This is a genomic window from Amycolatopsis sp. w19, from assembly GCF_051373225.1.
Taxonomy (GTDB): domain Bacteria; phylum Actinomycetota; class Actinomycetes; order Mycobacteriales; family Pseudonocardiaceae; genus Amycolatopsis; species Amycolatopsis japonica.
In genome coordinates, this window is the sequence record NZ_JBPQFM010000012.1 from 205,272 (window position 1) to 217,911 (window position 12,640).

General features: G+C 66.9%; 10 protein-coding genes and 2 tRNA genes. 8 read left to right on the forward strand and 4 right to left on the reverse strand.

What is annotated here, in order from left to right; all coding sequences use genetic code 11:
- The first annotated feature begins 19 nt into the window (after positions 1 to 19).
- A complete protein-coding gene (gene cimA / locus ACSMFO_RS23855; protein ID WP_037341950.1) occupies positions 20 to 1,645 on the forward strand; it encodes a citramalate synthase in 1,626 nt (541 codons plus the stop codon).
- 19 nt (positions 1,646 to 1,664) lie between these two features.
- Positions 1,665 to 2,435, forward strand: a complete 771-nt coding sequence (locus ACSMFO_RS23860; protein WP_037341952.1) for a fumarylacetoacetate hydrolase family protein — start codon at positions 1,665 to 1,667, stop codon at positions 2,433 to 2,435.
- 65 nt (positions 2,436 to 2,500) lie between these two features.
- On the opposite strand, the gene ACSMFO_RS23865 is transcribed toward ACSMFO_RS23860, so the two are convergent.
- Positions 2,501 to 3,736 (reverse strand): FAD-dependent oxidoreductase, encoded by a 1,236-nt coding sequence (locus ACSMFO_RS23865; RefSeq protein ID WP_436460560.1) that lies wholly within the window; start codon positions 3,734 to 3,736, stop codon positions 2,501 to 2,503.
- A gap of 552 nt (positions 3,737 to 4,288) precedes the next feature.
- On the opposite strand from ACSMFO_RS23865, the gene ACSMFO_RS23870 reads away from it, so the two are divergent.
- The 3 genes from ACSMFO_RS23870 to ACSMFO_RS23880 all read left to right on the forward strand — a co-directional run bounded on the left by ACSMFO_RS23870 (position 4,289) and on the right by ACSMFO_RS23880 (position 5,349).
- The gene (locus ACSMFO_RS23870; RefSeq protein ID WP_360085437.1) at positions 4,289 to 5,023 is read left to right on the forward strand and encodes an HAD family hydrolase; all 735 of its coding nucleotides are present in this window, start codon (positions 4,289 to 4,291) and stop codon (positions 5,021 to 5,023) included.
- A gap of 51 nt (positions 5,024 to 5,074) precedes the next feature.
- Positions 5,075 to 5,146: transfer RNA gene (locus tag ACSMFO_RS23875), tRNA-Gln, on the forward strand.
- A 130-nt stretch (positions 5,147 to 5,276) separates the two neighbouring features.
- Positions 5,277 to 5,349, forward strand: a tRNA-Glu gene (locus ACSMFO_RS23880).
- A 395-nt stretch (positions 5,350 to 5,744) separates the two neighbouring features.
- Here the strand turns inward: ACSMFO_RS23880 and ACSMFO_RS23885 are convergent.
- The gene (locus ACSMFO_RS23885) at positions 5,745 to 8,051 is read right to left on the reverse strand and encodes a P-loop NTPase fold protein (RefSeq protein WP_436460561.1); all 2,307 of its coding nucleotides are present in this window, start codon (positions 8,049 to 8,051) and stop codon (positions 5,745 to 5,747) included.
- 154 nt (positions 8,052 to 8,205) lie between these two features.
- A complete protein-coding gene (locus tag ACSMFO_RS23890) occupies positions 8,206 to 8,544 on the reverse strand; it encodes a MerR family transcriptional regulator (RefSeq protein WP_436460562.1) in 339 nt (112 codons plus the stop codon).
- Positions 8,545 to 9,294: 750 nt separating this feature from the next.
- On the opposite strand from ACSMFO_RS23890, the gene ACSMFO_RS23895 reads away from it, so the two are divergent.
- Positions 9,295 to 9,546, forward strand: coding sequence for a hypothetical protein (locus ACSMFO_RS23895; protein ID WP_360123787.1), 252 nt, complete (start codon positions 9,295 to 9,297; stop codon positions 9,544 to 9,546).
- Positions 9,547 to 9,608: 62 nt separating this feature from the next.
- Here ACSMFO_RS23895 and ACSMFO_RS23900 read toward each other — a convergent pair whose 3' ends face one another.
- Complete coding sequence (locus tag ACSMFO_RS23900) at positions 9,609 to 10,955, reverse strand: hypothetical protein (RefSeq protein WP_436460563.1); 1,347 nt, start codon at positions 10,953 to 10,955, stop codon at positions 9,609 to 9,611.
- Between the two features lie 125 nt (positions 10,956 to 11,080).
- Here ACSMFO_RS23900 and ACSMFO_RS23905 point away from each other — a divergent pair, with 125 nt between their 5' ends.
- Together ACSMFO_RS23905 and ACSMFO_RS23910 are read left to right on the forward strand one after the other, a co-directional pair.
- Positions 11,081 to 11,428, forward strand: coding sequence for a PadR family transcriptional regulator (locus ACSMFO_RS23905; RefSeq protein WP_350597519.1), 348 nt, complete (start codon positions 11,081 to 11,083; stop codon positions 11,426 to 11,428).
- On the forward strand, positions 11,425 to 12,420 hold the full coding sequence (locus ACSMFO_RS23910) for a hypothetical protein (protein ID WP_436460564.1): 996 nt from the start codon (positions 11,425 to 11,427) through the stop codon (positions 12,418 to 12,420). Before ACSMFO_RS23905 ends, ACSMFO_RS23910 begins: the two co-directional genes overlap by 4 nt.
- The last annotated feature ends 220 nt before the right edge of the window (positions 12,421 to 12,640 follow it).

The following is a 12,640-nucleotide window of genomic DNA, read 5'->3' on the forward strand; positions in this document are numbered from 1 at the left end:
CCACCGCGAGGAGATTCCCGTGACCCGCAAGGAGCCCGCCGATACACCGCTCGGCGACGCCTTCCACCTGTACGACACGACGTTGCGCGACGGCGCGCAGCGTGAGGGGATCTCCTACTCCGTCACGGACAAACTGGCGGTGGCGAGGCTGCTCGACGATCTCGGGGTCGGGTTCATCGAAGGCGGATGGCCGGGCGCGCTGCCCAAGGACACGGAATTCTTCGCCCGCGCCGCTTCGGGCGAGCTGAAACTCCGCCATGCCGCGCTCGTCGCGTTCGGCGCGACGCGGAAGGCGGGCACCAAGGCCGAGCAGGACCAGCAGGTGCGGGCCCTGCTCGACTCGCAGGCACCGGTGGTCACGCTCGTGGCCAAATCCGATCTGCGCCACATCGAACGCGCGTTGCGGGTCGACGTCGACGAAGCGTGCGAGATGGTGCGCGACACCGTCGCGTTCCTCGTCGGTGAGGGACGTCGCGTCTTCCTTGACGCGGAACACTTTTTCGACGGCTACGCGTTCTCTCCGGACACCGCGCTGAAGGTGCTCGACGCGGGAGTGAACGCGGGTGCCGACGTCGCCGTGCTGTGCGACACCAACGGCGGGCAACTGCCGCTCGGACTCGCGGAAACCGTCCGCGAGGTCAAGGAAAGGACCGGATTCCGGCTCGGAATCCATTGTCAGGACGACACTTCCTGCGCGGTGGCGAATTCCGTCGCCGCCGTGCAGGCCGGCGTGACGCACGTCCAGTGCACCGCCAATGGTTACGGCGAGCGGGCGGGTAACGCCGATCTTTTCGCCGTGACAGGGAATTTGGTGACCAAGCTCGGTATGGAGGTGCTCCCGACCGGAGGCGCCGCCGAGCTCACCCGGGTCTCCCATGCCCTTGCCGAAATCGCGAACATCGCCCCCTACACCCACCAAGCTTACGTAGGGGCGTCGGCCTTCGCCCACAAGGCGGGACTGCACGCGAGCGCGATCAAGGTGGATCCGTTGCTGTACAACCACATCGATCCAGCTTCTGTCGGCAATGACATGCGGGTACTGGTCACCGAGATGGCCGGCAGGGCCAGCCTGGAGCTCAAGGGACGTGAGCTCGGGGTCGACCTTGCCGGCCAGCCCGAGGCGCTGACGAGCGCCGTGAAGAAGGTGAAACGCCTCGAATCCGAAGGCTGGTCCTTCGAAGCCGCGGACGCTTCACTGGAACTGCTGCTGCGGCGGGAGGTCGACGGCCCGCAGAGCGACGTCCTCGACGAACCGCCGTTCGAACTCGAGTCGTACCGGGTCGTCCTCGACCACCGGTCCGACGGCGAGGTCGTCTCCGAGGCGACGGTGAAGGTGCACGTCGCCGGGCAGCGCGTGATCGCGACCGCCGAGGGCAACGGGCCCGTGCACGCGCTCGACGCCGCCCTGCGCGAGGCGCTCAGCCCGCATCTGTCCTGGTTGGACAGTGTCGAGCTGGCCGACTACAAGGTGCGGATCCTGCCCGGCCATCCGGGCACCGACGCCGTCACCCGCGTGCTCGTCGAGACCAGCGACGGCGAGCGCGAGTGGACCACCGTCGGCGTGCACGGCAACATCGTCGAGGCGAGCTGGCTGGCGTTGTGCGACGCGCTCGTGCACAAGTCCCTCAGCGAGGGCCCGGCGTGAGGAGTCGTACAGTGGGGGAGTGCGTCTAGCCCGAATTGCTCATCCCGGTGGTGTCGCGTTCGCTTCGATCGAAGGGGACGGCGACGACGCCCAGGTACTGGAAATCGCCGAGCACCCCTTCGGCAACCCCAACTTCACCGGCAAACGCTGGCCGCTCGCCGACGTCCGGCTGCTCGCGCCGATCCTGCCGTCGAAGGTGATCGCGGTCGGCCGGAACTACGCCAAGCACGCGGCCGAGTTCGGCAACGAGGTCCCGCAGGACCCGATGCTGTTCATCAAGCCGTCGACCACGGTGATCGGGCCGAACGTGCCGATCCGCCGTCCGCGCGGTGTCGGCCGCGTCGACTTCGAGGGCGAACTGGCGATCGTCATCGGCCAGCCGGTCAAGAACGTGCCCGCCGCCCGCGCGGCGAGCGCGATCCTCGGCTACACCGTGGCGAACGACGTCAGCGCGCGTGACCTGCAGAAGTCCGACGGCCAGTGGGGCAGGGCGAAGGGTTTCGACACCTTCTGCCCGCTGGGCCCGTGGATCGAGACCTCGCTCGACGCGGCCGATCTCGCGCTCAAGTCCGAGGTGGACGGTGTGCTCAAGCAGGACGGCCGGACGTCGGACCTGGTGCACAAGATCCCCGAGCTGGTCGAGTTCGTTTCCGGCGTGATGACCCTGCTGCCCGGTGACGTCATCCTGACCGGCACGCCCGAGGGCGTCGGCCCGATCGAGGACGGCCAGTCCGTGTCGATCACCATCGAGGGCATCGGCACCCTGACGAACCCGGTTCAAGACATCTGACGTTCGATGAAGGACTCCTTCATTGCAAATTTTGCGATGAAGGAGTCCTTCATTGCATCCGGAGGCTAACCGGCCGGTTCCATCGCCCGCCGCGCGAAGGCCGGGGCGTGTTCGGGCCGCAGCCCCAGGCCCAGCAGCCGCGCGGGGATGTAGGACAGCCCGGGGAACCGGCTGAACAGCTTCACCATCGGCGCGGGCGGGCCGTTGCGCTTGCCGGCCATCACCGGCCCCATCACGTTCTTGTGCAGCATCCGCTGCAGCCCCTGCACCAGCATCGTGGGCGCGAGACGGCGCTTGCGGACCTTCGCCAGATCCGCCACCGACGGCCTGCCGCGGCGCAGCGGTTCGGCGAGCAGGGTGGCGGCCGCGACCGCGTCCTGCACCGCGAGGTTGATGCCGACCCCGCCGACCGGCGACATCGCGTGCGCCGCGTCACCGATGCACAGCAGCCCGTCGAGATGCCACTTCCGCAGCAGGTTCATCTTGACGTCGAGGAATTTGACGTCGTCCGTCGTCTTCAGCTCGTCCACGCGGTCGGCAAGCTCGGGCAGGATCGCGGCCACGTTCTCCCGGAACGCCTCGATGCCCTTGTCGCGCAGGTCCTGGCCCTTGGGGCTGAGGTAGGCGATCTGGAAGTAGCCCTTGCGGGGCAGCGGCACGGCGAAGCGGCGATCCCGCATCTTCGGGGTCAGCATGCCTTCGCGTTCGCCGTCCCGCCGTGAGATCCGGAACCACCACGCGTCGAACGGGATGGGGTAGTCCTTCGTCATGAGCCCGGCTTCGCGGCGGGCCAGCGACCAGCGTCCGTCGGCGGCGATCACCAGGTCGGCGCGCAGTTCGCCGGTCTTCCCGTCGGCGTCGCGGTAGCGGACCCCGCTCACCCGGCCGTGTTCGAAGATCAGCCCGGTCATCTCGGTGCTCTGCCGCAGCGTGAACGTGGGTTCCTTCGCGCCGGCGTCGGCGAGCAGGTCCAGGAAGTCCCACTGCGGGACCATGGCGATGTACGGGTGCGCCACCTTCAGCCTGGTCAGGTCGGCGAGGCGCATCATCGTGCCGTCCTCGGCGGGGAAGCCGGCGTAGGCGATCTCGCTGTGCGGCAGGCTGAGGAATTTCTCGCTCAGGCCCAGCTCGTCCAGCAACGTCAACGTCGACGGGTGCACGGTGTCGCCGCGGAAGTCCCGCAGGAAGTCCTGGTGCTTCTCCAGCACGGTGACCTCGACCCCGGCCCTGGCCAGCAGCAATCCGGCGACCATCCCCGCGGGGCCACCGCCGACGACCACGCAGTTCGTACGTTCGTTCATCCGTCCCACCCCTTCGAACCCTTATTCATCACTTGTTGAATAAGCTCAGGATGCACTCCTCCGACGGGCGCGTCAAGCGCCATCCGGGCGGATACGCTGTTCGGGGTATGGCGCAGGTCTCACCGGACCGTGTGAGCCGGCGGACGTCGAGGCAAGTGTCCAAAAAGGACTTGAGAGGTCCGCGACCGTCCCGGAAGGACGGCGATCGCGGAAATGCCCTTGTGGACGGTCTCGTGACCCAAGCGGGACAAGGATTTCGTTGTCATCACAGGGTGTGCGCGCCGAGAATCGGATGGGGTGCCGCGTATCGACATTTCACCCGGCCGCCCGCGTTGGCCGTTGTCCGGTAACTAAAACACGTCATCTCACCAACTGGGAGTAGAGTGCCCGCGCCGGAACAGAGCAGCCTTAATCACCTCATCGGCAGAGTCGCGATCGCGCTGAGTGCCCTAGCCTCACTTGGTGGATTTCGCTCTCGTGCCCCGGACCTCGTCACGAACCACGCCGGACGCTCCGGACGGAGCCCCGTGGGAGCCCCCGGAGTTACGGTTGGTGTGCCTCGACATCGATGACACGCTGATCGACTGCACGGCGGCGATCCGCCTCAGCCTGAGCGCCCTCACCGGTCAGAACGACCTTTGGCCGCTGTGGGATCTCATCACCGAAGAGCATGTCGCGCTGGTGGTCGCGGGCGAAATCGATTACGCGACCATGCATTACAAGCGTACGGAATGTTTCCTCGCCGAGATCGGCATTTTGGCCGACGAAGAGCAGGTCAGCGGCTTCGAAAGACGCCGTCGTGAAATTCTCACCCGTTCGTGGCAATTGTTCGAAGATGTCCTCCCATGCCTTGAATGGCTGCGGGCCGCCGGTGTTCTCGTCGCCGCGGTCACGAACGCCTCGGGCGCGCATCAGCGCAAGAAGATCGCCGACCTCGGCCTCGCCCGGTTCTTCGATCACGTGGCCATCGCCGGTGAACTCGGAGTAGCCAAACCCGACCCGGCGATGTTCCACTCGGTCTGCCTCGGCCTCGGCTGCGACCCGGCGCAGGCCGTCCACGTCGGCGACAAACTCGACACCGACGCCATCGGCGCACGCGACGCCGGCCTGGGGGCCGTCTGGCTCGACCGGGACGGCATCGCCGAGCGCGCCCCGGCGGGCGTGCACACCATCTCGGGCCTCGACGAGCTGCCTGAGCTGCTCGTTTCCGAGTTCGCGAAGCTCGGCGTGCCCGCTCAGCGCGCTACTGAGACCCCCGCTTTCACGGTGCGGAACAGCGTGCTCTAGTATTCTTTCTCGTGCGGCACCGAGCCGGTCAAGATCGGAACGGTACCTCACTGGGGTATGGTGTAATTGGCAGCACGACTGGTTCTGGTCCAGTTAGTCTAGGTTCGAGTCCTGGTACCCCAGCTGGAGAACTCTCCGGAGTGAAACACAGAGTGACCCCCCTGCGAAGGTGGGAAACCCGGTCTGGTAAGTTTCTCCACAGCAACACAGCAGGTGAACAACTGAAAATCTCCTCCTGAAGGAGAAGATCCTAGCCCCCGTCGTCTAGCGGCCTAGGACGCCGGCCTCTCACGCCGGTAGCGTGGGTTCGAATCCCATCGGGGGTACACCGCGAAAAGCGTCGATCATTTCGATCGGCGCTTTTCGTTGTTTCGGGAGCCGACATGGCGTCGGTGATCCTTTCTCCTGCTTCCGCGATCGCGGTCACTTGACCTGCCGGCAGTTTAACCTCGATCGTCACGACGTCGCCGGGACCGTTCAGCTGCACGGTGAGCTGTGTCACCTCGAAGAGCGTCTGAAGCCTTGGCGAAGTGTCGTCCACAGTGGCCAAATCGGCTTCCGGAATGGACGTACGGTCAGGTCCAGGCCCTCGCCGGGCAGGCGGAGGAATCCCTGGGGCGGCCGTCGCGATCGACAACGAACGCGGCATGCGACCTGGCCGCCGCGGGCATCAGGCCGACAGCGGCGAAAATCCCCTCTGGGATCTGCCGATCCATCACCTCTAGCCGAGTTTCGTCCGCGCGGCGCCGGTCAGCCGTAGGGTGACGCGCCTGACCGCGAGCACCGACGCAGTCGCCTGGGCACGCCAGCGGGAGTGCATCGTGTGTCCATTGTAGACAGACAGTGTCGGTGCGCTGTGTCGGGCGACGGCGTCGGGGATCGGGGACAGGCCGGCCGCGGCGCGGATATGGACGAGTCTGCGCACGCAGTCCAGGCGCGATGTCGCGACTTGTGCTCTCGCGATCGCTAGTTCGTCGATGAGTGCGATGGTCTCGCCCTGTTTGATCAGCTGTCGCCATTGCGGGTCCTGCAGCAAGGTGTCGAAGTACTCCCTGATCGTGATCAACGCCAGTACGAAGGCGGTGAGGTCCGGTGGTACGGAGGTGAGCAGGGCAGGAGGATGCGTCAACGCGGTGATGCGGAGGTCGGCGGTGTCCGCCAGGACGGTCCTCATCTTGAAAAGGTGGACTTCTTTGTCCGCCTCGCCTTTCTCTCGTGCTTTGACGGCGGCGGCGTCGACGGCTTCGGTGAGATCGTTGCGTACCAGGTCGAGGATGGCCGTGGTGACGGGGAGATCCTCCTCGGCCATGCGGCGGAGTTCGACCGTTCTTCTGGCGGCCCGGATCAGATCACGAGGCAGGCCGCCGGAGATGGCGTGGCAGAACAGCGAGGCCACCCGGGGGAACTTGACCGTGCGACCGAGCAGCAGGTTGATCGAATTCGCCGCGGTGAACGGGACCATCCTGATCACGTCGTCGAAAGACGAGTCGAACACGTCCCGCACCGGCACCCCGCGGAGGGCGAAGCTCGCGAGGGCATCCTCCGAGACCGACACGACGAAGTGGGTGTTCGGCAGGTGGAAGAGATCCTTCAGGCCGTTGATCGCCTCGACGGCCTGTTCGGGAGAGGCCATCTTGTCTAGCTCGTCGATGGCGACGACGATCGGGATCTCCGAGATCTGGTTGAACCGGTCCAGGAAATTCCGGAGGTCGGCCACCCGATCGGGATGGCTACGGTCTCGTTCGGCGTAGCCGGTCTGTTGTTCGCTGTCGGTATGGATTCCGGGGAGGAGCTTCAAAGTGAGCTTGTCCTTTTCGCTCACGTTGGCACTCCAGGTGAGTTTCCGGATCTCGCGGTGGGCGAGGTCGGCCTGGTCTTCGGGAAGCTTTGCCGCGCGCCGGTCCGCCCGTGATCTCGCCATGTCGATGAACAGACAGCACACGGCCGTTCCCACCAGCGTGACGCCGAGGAACCCCGAGACGGACACGGGGGGAAGTGTGGCGTCGAGGAGTTCGAGGGCGAGCAGCCCGTAGCCTAGGAGGAACAGGCCCATCACGACCAAGCGTCTGACGTTGCGACTTCGTCGCCTGACGAGAAGTTCGGGGTCCGCGTAGTGCACTCGCGCGTCGCGAAGCACCGCTCGGGCGATCTCTTCGTGCACTGTCCGCACGAAATCGGCGGCCTGGTAGTACACCGGTGATTGGACGTAGACGCCCACGCGTCGCTTGCTGTGTCCATCGTCCATCGAATTGGTCGACACTCTGCGCAGCACGGTGCTCTTGCCCACGCCCCTGGGGCCCGCGACACCGATGGCCGAAGTCGGGTGCAGGTCGATGAATTCCTCGACCTGGCGCAGCCCTGTCGCGGGGACCGTATCCGCCGAATCGAGTTCGACCAGCGCAGGGGCTTCCGGCCGGGTGAGCACCGTGCCGGTGGTCGATCCTGGGCCGTCGAGTGCGTTGACCGCTTCGCGGACGAGGGCTTCGGTCTCGGTCTGGGCTCGTCTCGCCAGGTTCGCCTCGGTGTTGTTCACATCGCGGTGTGCCGGCGAATACCGATGCCTACGGGCGTTCGCTCGTCCTATCGCGCGGAGCCCCAGGTTCGCCACGACGGCCGCGATCACAGTGGCCGCGCCGAGCAGCAGAGCTGTGGGGGAACCGGCCACTGTCGGGAAGAGCGCCCATCTGATGTGTGTCCACGGCCAATCGACTTCGGTCGCCGACTGGAGCAGCAGGATGAGCAGCACACCGAATAAGGCATTGATGGCCAGCCACACCCAGCGGAGCCGCTGCTCCAGACCGAGGAGCGCCAGATCGTCCTTTCTCGCCGCCGACAGCGCGTCCCGATGCGCCGCTAGCTCTAGACGTGCCGCCGCCCTGAGCCGCGGTAGCTGAGCGAGGACCGACTTTTCGATTTCGATCTCGTCGACGTCGAGGCCTCGAAGGTCCGCTCTCGTCAGCGTCTGTTCGATCATGCTCCGAACTCGCTGTTCGGTGAGCCACGATGTGCTCTCGTCTTCCGTGCTCACCTGGCCTCCGCAAGGGTTCGCACATCAGTCGAGCCGATGCGGGGAAGCGTTACGCGGACCCCCTGCGGTGACGCTGTCTGACGACCAACGACCGGACGGCGAGGACGGATCAGGGTGTGCCGCGAGAGGCGGCGGCAGACCCCGAGCTGATTCCTTAGTCGGCGGTGCGGAGTTCGTCGTTCTGGCGCTGGACCTCGTGGAGCCGGTCTTCGAGGGAGACGATGCGGCAGGCGGCGTCGATGGCCGTGCCTTGGTCGACCAGTTCCCGTACGCGGGCGGCGATGCGCAGCTGGTGCCGGGAGTAGCGGCGGTGTCCGCCCGCCGAGCGTTGGGGGGTGATCAGCCCGGCTTCGTCGAGGCTGCGGAGGAAGTTCTGGGTGGCGCCCAGCATGTCCGCGGCGCGGCCCATCGTGTAGGCGGGGTAGTGGTCGTCGTCGAACTTGTCGGCCCCGCCGGAAACGGCAGCGGGGGTCTCGCGTTGGTCAGGAATCATTCCACCTCCACATCACAAGGGACCCCGGGCGCCACATGCGGCGCCCGGGGTCCCAGGGGTCGGGTTTCACCATTGCCTACCGGCCGTGAGGCCGGTGTCCTGCATCCGCGGTGTCCGTCCGAGAGGCGGACGATGCGGAGATCGCTGATTCGTAACCGAGAACCACCTTCCAATCCGATGGGCCTGCGGTACCCGCGCGGCATTACTGCCCAGCCGCCGCGGGCGATCCAATGATGCTCCCTTTCCCTTCTATCCTGTGTTTCTCTCTTACCGGGTACTGCTTGTACTGCGATTTCCTCGACGGTCACCGGCTGGAACCCTTCCACTGATCGGTCCCAGCACACGTGACGTCGCTGGCCACTGCCCGGAGCCCTTTCCTGGATCGGCTCCGGCCACCTGACCGGTCCTGCGTTCATTGCACTTGCACTGTTCGCCGGGATCGGCCTTGCTGTTCACGTCCTACTTCCCGATCCCGGTACTGCTCCGGCCACCAGTCGAAACCTGTTCACCGATTGGCTTCGTCCTGCCTGGCCGTCTTGTCTCACTTCGCGGGTAGTTCCGTCATCTCCCGCGCCTGCTTGACGTTGTCTCTCTCGGTACGAGAAGAACGCTACACCCGCCCGAAGTTGAATGTCTACCCTCGCCGCCATAGATTTTCTTCTGTCGCGGCGTGGAGGAGCGCCGGCGTGGCAGATCCGCAGGTCGATGCGGGGGCGGCGACGAACGACATCACTCGAAAGGGCAGGCGGGATGACCGACTCGACCGCACGGCAGGACCCATTCGGCCTGAGCGGGGTGCGCGACCAGGAGGAGTACGTCGTCGCACTGAAGCGCTTGGCCGAGCAGGGCCGCCGCGAACGCTGTGTCGCGCTGCTGTCGGAGGCCGAGGCTCACGTCGTCGCGGAACTGCTGGGCCAGTACGCCCTCCACGATCCCGTCGGACATCTCAACCAACTCGCCGCCACACTCGCGGCGCGCCTCTACAGCCGCCTCGGCGTTTGAAAGCACGGGCGAGCGTTCTGGCCCGGGCCTGCGCATGGACAATCTCCAGTCCGGGCGCATTCCTAGGTGCGCGCGAGTACTCGGTAGGGGCGCACGACCGCTTCGACGAACGCCGTGACCTGTTCGTCGACGTGCGCCTTTTCCTCGGCGTCGTTCTCGACGAGGAAAAGGCGGTTGGCGATGTTCTTCTGTGCCTTCAGGAGTGCGAAGTCGTCCCTGCTGTACAGGGTGTCCGCGGCGTTGCTGGGCAGCCGATGCTCGTCGGACACTTCGAGACTGATCGACTGGCCCGCCACGGAGATCTTCGGTGGCTCGCCCCGTCTGGCCAGCCGGGCGGAGCGCTTGGTGTCGGAGGCGCGGACGTGGATGATCTGCGACGCCGCCAGGACCTCGTCGCCGAACACCTGGAGCGCTCCGATCGTGTCGGCCCTGGCGAACTCGACGATCGTGATCGGGTTGCTGCGGCGGTTTTCCCAGACGCGGTGGCCGAGTGTGTGCAGGGCCGGCCGGAGATCGTCCTCGCGCTCCACTTGGAACGCGCCGCCCTGCTGGGCGCTGAAGCCCGCACCGCGACCGTCGCCGAAGAGCATCAAGGCGTGGAGGAATTCCTCGAACGCGTAGACGTAGTCGTTCAGTTCGTCGACCTGCATCCGCCACCGCCGAAGCTCTTCGGCGAGGGCTCGGCGGACCAGGGACTTGCCTGCACCCGGCAGGCCGGTGACGAAGACGACCGGCGCGCGGTGGCGGAACGCCAGATGTCGCAGGATCGCGTCCTCCGCCTTGGCGGGCAGCTGGTACGCCGCGCGCTGCTCCCGGATCCGGTCCGCGAGGCCGGAGTCGGGCCCGGCGAGGAGTTCCCCGGCCAGGAACGATTCGAGGGGTTCGGACTCGCTCCACGTCTCGTCGAAGTGGCTGCGGAACACCTTCGCGGCGGAGATCTCGTCCAGCCGTTCGGGCCGGTCCTTCCCGCCGTTGCGGCGGTTGAGCACCGTGTGGTGTTCCGAACCGGAGAACAGGTGGTACGACAGGTGATCCGCGGTCAGTGCGCGGGACACGCGAACCTCGATCCCCGCTGCGAGCAGCTCGGCTCCGGCGGTCAGGGACGCGGGCTCGGTGCGGGTGATCACCCGGACGCCGCGGCGGCCGTTGAGCTGCCTCCACGATTCCTGGATCTCGACGAGCACCGGGGAGCCTTGTGCCGGCAGCAGATTCGGGACCAGGGCGTCGAGCCGGTCGACGTTGTCGTTGTTGGAGATGACGAGCATCTCCGCCAGGTAGTTCCGCCGGGTCATCCGCTGGGAGAGCCCGGTCGGCAGGCGGGTGCGCCGCCACAGGAACCTGACGGTCGCCACGATGAGGGCGACGGACACACCGCTGGTCACGGGAACGAGGAGCTGACTCCAGTTCATCGGGTCACCTGTCCGCGGTGTTGTCGGGACGCCTAAGCTGAAGTTTAGGCAAGACGAACTTTCATTTCAAGTACGGCGGATTCTCGCAGGTGGCACAATATATCGGCTAGCGATATATTGTGCCCATGGTTGGTCGAACGATGACGGAGCAGGCGTTCTTCGTCCTCACCGCGCTGGTGGACACGCCGCGTCATGGGTACGGGATCGTCGGCGAGGTGGGGGATCTTTCGGACGGCCGGGTGAAGCTGAAGGTCGGCACGCTGTACGGCGTGCTGGATCGGCTGGTCGCGGACGGTCTGGTCGAGCCGGATCGGGAGGAGGTCGCCAACGGGCGGCTCCGCCGGTACTACCGGCTGACCGAGGACGGCCGCACGGCGCTCGCGGCCGAGGTCCAACGGCAGGCTTCGAACGCCCGCGCCGCCTCGGAACGGCTGCGCGCGTGGCGGCCGGCGGACACCGGAGGTCTGGCGTGAACCGCCTGGAGGAGCGATACCGGCGGGTGCTGCGGCTGCTCCCCGCCTCCTATCGTCAGGCGTGGGAGGAGGACATGGTCGCCACCTTCCTGCACAGCGAGATGCCGGAGGACGCCGAGGACGCGGAGTTCGCCGTCGACCACGGCAGGCCGAGCTGGCCGGAGGTGGCGAGCGTCGTGGCGCTGGCGGTGCGGCTGCGACTGGGAGGCGACGGCGCGCCCCTCCGCTACCTCGTCTGGGGTGAGACGGTCCGGCGGCTGGCGCTGGTGGGGTTGCTCGTGCAGGCAGTGGCCGCGCTGGCCGGTATCGGGGCGTGGCTGTGGTCTCCCTCGATGACGAATCCGATCGCGGCCGACGTGCAGGCCCTGCTCGGCTTGGTCTGGGTGGCGGCTTATCTGTGCCTGGTGACCGGCCGGCGGCGCGCGGCGCGGTGGCTCGCGGTGACGGCGCTGGCTCAAGCCTCGGTCTTCTTCGGAGTGGATCTCGTGGCCGTCGAGGGTGCGTACGGGCTGTCCGGGACCGTCGGACTCCTGCTGGAGGTGCTGCCGGTGGTGGCACTGGTCGCGTTCCATCGGCAGGCCCCACCGGTGAAAGCGCGGCCGTGGCTCGTCGCGCTGCTTGCCGGCGTCGGCCTCCTGACGGTCGCGATGTCGGTCACCTATGTCAGCGTTCCGGCGCTCGTGGACTGGCCGGGCGTGATCTGTGTGGCGGTTTTCGTCGCCGCGGTCGTCTACTTGAGCGTGCCTCGCCTGGGCTGGCGGAGTGCCGCGGTGTCGTGGTCGACGACGCTCGCTTCGCTCGCGCTGGTCGCCCTCGTGCAGCGGGTCGTGACGCTGCTGGACTACCTCCGGCTCGCGGCCCGCACCGCGGAACTGGACATCATGACCGCGATCGCCGCCGGGCAGACCGTGGCGGTTCTGGCGGTAGCGGTGCCGCTCGCGGTGCTCGCCGCCAAGGCCGTGCGCGCGCTGCCGCCGGTCGCGGCCCGGTGATGCGCACGAAGGGTTGACCTGGCCGGGGAGTGACCGGGGCGAAGGCTCCCTTCACCGCATTGGACGCGGTGAAGGGAGCCTTCGCGTCACGGATTTCGAGATCCCGCTCTCGCGCGCGGACCGGCGGGGATGGTCCTCGTCGTTTCGTGGCCACGCGCGGACGGGCACGTCCGGCGTTTGCTGGCCGAGGTCATGAACGCGGCCGATCACCATCTCCACG

Excerpts from the sequence above, each read along its gene's own strand:
- ACSMFO_RS23905 (WP_350597519.1), top strand. The coding sequence starts at position 11,081 with ATGGTTGGTCGAACGATGACGGAGCAGGCGTTCTTCGTCCTCACCGCG.
- ACSMFO_RS23865 (WP_436460560.1), bottom strand. The coding sequence starts at position 3,736 with ATGAACGAACGTACGAACTGCGTGGTCGTCGGCGGTGGCCCCGCGGGG.
- ACSMFO_RS23900 (WP_436460563.1), bottom strand. The coding sequence starts at position 10,955 with ATGAACTGGAGTCAGCTCCTCGTTCCCGTGACCAGCGGTGTGTCCGTC.
- ACSMFO_RS23890 (WP_436460562.1), bottom strand. The coding sequence starts at position 8,544 with ATGATTCCTGACCAACGCGAGACCCCCGCTGCCGTTTCCGGCGGGGCC.
- ACSMFO_RS23895 (WP_360123787.1), top strand. The coding sequence starts at position 9,295 with ATGACCGACTCGACCGCACGGCAGGACCCATTCGGCCTGAGCGGGGTG.